The sequence below is a fragment of the Xenorhabdus sp. PB62.4 genome (assembly GCF_014467285.1).
Lineage (GTDB): Bacteria > Pseudomonadota > Gammaproteobacteria > Enterobacterales > Enterobacteriaceae > Xenorhabdus.
The window spans coordinates 1-4,156 of the sequence record NZ_NKHR01000061.1 but is presented as its reverse complement, the minus strand read 5'-3'; the positions used below and the strand labels follow the sequence as shown (position 1 = coordinate 4,156).

The following is a 4,156-nucleotide window of genomic DNA, read 5'->3' as shown; positions in this document are numbered from 1 at the left end:
GTCGCACAGACGGTGATTTCAGTGGGACCGTACTGATTAAACAGGGTAATCCCTGAACGTAAATTCAGGGCATTCAGGGCCTCCCCGCCCGTATGGATAACCTGTAAGGTGGACTGGAATAATTCAGTGGAGAAATGGTTCATCAGGGCCGTTGGAATAAACGCCTTGGTAATGTCATGGGCATTGATGAATGCCAACAGTTGTTCACTGTCTTTGGTCACCGGAGCAGGGGCAATAAACAGGGCGGCTCCCGTTATCAGGGCAGGGAAAATCTCAAAGACAGCGGCATCAAAGACGTAATTGGAGAAAAACAGTGCCTTGGTTTGCGGGCAGAGTAAATGTGTTCTGGCAATAAACCGGGCTAAGTTACTGACGCTGGTATGCTCAATCATCACCCCTTTTGGCTGGCCGGTGGTGCCGGAGGTGTAGATGATATAGGCCAAATCGGTGGATTTGTTGACCGGAGCCGGATTTTCCACAGGCTGGCCTGCGGTGACTGTCTGGTTATCTGTGGCTATCAGTGCCGGCGGTTCAGCGAATGGTTGGGTATATGCCGCCAGTGCCGCCAAATGATGTTGTTGGGTCAACACACACGGGGTCTGGATATCTTGCAGAATAAAATTAACGCGTTCCGCGGGATATGCCGGTGCAATGGGTACATAAGCGGCGCCGGCTTTCAGCACGGCCAACATACTAACCACCATTTCCGGACAGCGGTCAAGATAAAGGGCGATTGGCGTGTCGGCTTGCAGCGGTGCATTACGTTGTTGTTGATCGCATTGTTGTTGATCGCATTGTTGCTGATAATGCCCGCGGATAGCGTGTGCCAACTGATTTGCCCGTTCGTTGAGCTGGCGGTAGGTCAGCGTTTCGCCCTCAAACACCAGCGCCACATCGTTTGGTGTTATTTCCACTTGTGCTTCAAACAATTGTTGCAGGGTTTTGTCCTGCGGGTAGGGAACATCGGTCTGGTTCCAGGTGTGCAGCAAGGTATGGCGTTCCTCCTGACTGAGAAACATTATGGAGGTGTGTGGCTGGTGTGGGTCACAGGCTACGGCATAAAGAATACGCTCAAGCTGACGAAGCAAACGCAGCGCTTGTTTATCTGCCAGCCAGTCTTCACTATAACCCAATTTTATGACTAAACTGTCATTTTGCTCATAACCTATTAATGACAACGGGTAATCTGTTTTTTCGATGCCTTGGCGGAATGTAAGTGTATTTTCGATACCTTCTTGATTCTCATGTGTTGAGGGAGAAGGATAATTCTCAAAGACCAGCAAGCTATGGAATAAACTTTTTCCGTTGGGTTGCAGGCTGACCAGTGATACAGCACTGTGGCTGTTGAGTGCAGCGATGTCCTTCTGTATGTCTTCTAACACGCTGATAATACTGTTCGTTTTGTTCCACCGAACCATCAACGGCAATGTATTGATATACAGACCGACACTGGACTCAATGCCTTCTACCGGCATATCACGTCCGGAGACAGTCGTACCGACAATGGTTTGCTCATCGCCAGTATAACTGTGCAATAATTTATGCCAGGCAAATTGCAGGGCCGCATTGAGTGTAACGCCTTGTGTCCGGCATGTGTCTTTTAGCTGTTCATAAGTGCTTCCCTGTATAGTGAGTATCTGTTCAGCAGGCTTTTCAACGGCTTTTATCTGCGTTAAGTCAGTGTGATGACTTAACAGAGCTGAAAGATCATTAGCTCCCTGAAATTGTGCTTTACATTCAGTCCAATAGGCTTCTGATTCGGCTTTATGATCAAGATGGTATTGTTGGGTTGCCAGATAAGCCTGCTCCACTACAACTTGTGGTATTTGTCCCTTTATCAGTTGGTTGTAATATTCATGTACAGCCTGTAATAAAATCGGGTAACTCCAGCCATCCACAATGCAGTGATGCAGAGTGATTAATACTGTTGTTAGCTGTTCACCCTGTTTGATGAAAGTGAAACGGATTAATCCGGGCTGATTTAAATCAAAAGACAGATTGCGGTCATTTTGTTGGATCGCTTCAATTGCTTTATTGCGATCTTCTTCTGGTAATTGAGTGACATCCAGGGTAGTAAAATTCGTTGGGCCAATACTGGAACCCGCTGTGATTATCTGTAATATCTCTCCTTCCCAATCAAATGCGGTTCTGAGGATAGGAAAACGCAGTGAAGCCAGTGACCAGGCTTGCTGGTAGACAGCAAGATCCAGTTGGGTGTGGTAATCCAACAAGAGTTGTACACGGTAGGCATCATCCTGTGGTTGGGCCAAATAATGATAAATAAACCCCTGTTGCAGACTGGTGGCGGGGAATATCATTTCAATGTTATTCCCGGAGGATGTGATGGGCTCATCACAACCAGCATGATTTTCACTAACGGTAAAATGTTTAAAATCTTCTTCAGAGAAGATATTTTTTTCGTTTAAAAAATCTAATACGTTCTCTCTTCTCTGCTTAATCTTATCAATAAGTTGAGCAGGGGGTTTATCCCCTATAAATGCCAGATTCAACTTATTCTCACAAACCCATACTGATACATGATTTTTGTTAAGTTCTTTAAATAGCATCAACATTTTTTACAACTCCAAAATTGTTTTCTTTTGTGGTTGGAGGTGCGGATTTTCATTATTCACTTGACCAAAACGATGCGTGAGCTGGTTTAGCTGCTCCATCGAAACGCCCTTGATTCCGTAATCACTGGAGGTTTTGATTCCTCCTGCCTGAGCCTGCTTCTGGCCCGTCGCGGTGACGTTATTGAGCGCTTGTTCAAATGCTTTGATAAACGCCGCGGTCTGGGATTGTGGCAGACGGGAATCCACACTAAATTGCAGTTTTCCTGTCTGAACTGCGCCGTTGATGCCCAACAGTAAATGGCTGCCGTTTTCGCTGGCGATCATATCCCCACAACCATCGCTGGTTATGAACCAGTCTTGATGGCTGGCTCCTCCTAATTGTCCGAGGTAGTTGAAACTGATGGCCGGCAAATCACCTGTCAGATATCCCGCCTGATGTAATGCGCCGTAGCCAATACCTTTGTTTGGTATGCCTCGAAGCATTTCTTTGGTGTGAATAATGGTTTCTGCAATATCAGCCTGCATTTCCAGACGAACGGGGTACATGGTTGTAAACCAACCGACGGTTTCGGAAAGATCTAATGAGTTATCAATGGATTCCCGCCCATGTCCTTCCAGAAGGAGGTAGTTTACGTCTTGTGAGAAAGTTTCCTGCAAGGCCAGTGTCAGTGCGCTCAGCAGTAAGTCGTTAATTTCAGTGTGGTAACCGGTGTTGGCTTCGTGTAGCAGGATGTTCGTCATCTCAGCAGAAATGCTTAACCTGTGTTGGGTGATGCTGTCCAGCGCTGGTTTGATGTTGTTTCCTGTTGCCGTTTGTTGTGCCATCATCCGTTGCCAGTAGGGCACTTCATCTTGATGTTGCTCTGCATAATGATGGACAGCGGTCACCCATTGCCGGTAACTGCTGGTCTTCGCTGGCAAAGCCATACCCTGCAATAACAGGCGCATATCTTCAGCAATGATGCGCCACGACACTGCGTCAATAATCAGGTGGTGGAATGCGAAGAATAACCGGGCACTGCCATCAGCGTATCCGGTCAGGTGACCAGCCTGCCATAATGGCCCGTTATGGTAATCAAACCCGTTTTGCCATTGGGTCAATTGTTGATGTAATTCAGCATCTGAGAACTTACTGACATCACAGTGCAGTAATGTCGGCAGACAGAGAGCAGTTTCCGCAGAGTAACACTGGCGGTAGCCATTTTCAGTATGGGCAAAATGGGTACGTAACATATCATGCCGCTCAGTCAGGCTTATTAAAGCTTGCTCAATATTCGCATATCTGATGTATCCGGGAAGCTGGAGCATAAGTGCCTGATTCCAATGGTGCGGATTCGATAAGCACCAGCCGAAGAAAGTCTGCTGGATAGGCAATAAGTCAAATTCTCCGCTTAATAATCCCTGCTCTGCAATGACTTTTGGTGTCGATGATGACAATGTCAGCAGTTGGGCTAACCGGGCCACCGTTGGTGCCTCAAAAATCGATTTAACCTGAAGGGAAAAGCCAGCCTGACGCAGTTTGGAAACTAGCTGGATACTGACAATCGAATCACCACCAATGCGGAAAAAGTTATCTTCAATGC

At 46.9% G+C, this 4,156-nt stretch carries 2 protein-coding genes; both read right to left on the bottom strand.

Annotated elements, in window-relative coordinates; translation table 11 throughout:
* A partial coding sequence (locus Xenpb_RS19015; protein ID WP_187655693.1) for a condensation domain-containing protein occupies positions 1-2,573 on the bottom strand: 2,573 nt, incomplete at its 3' end.
* Positions 2,574-2,576: 3 nt separating this feature from the next.
* The coding region (locus Xenpb_RS19010) for a condensation domain-containing protein (protein ID WP_255523210.1) at positions 2,577-4,156 on the bottom strand (1,580 nt) is incomplete at its 5' end.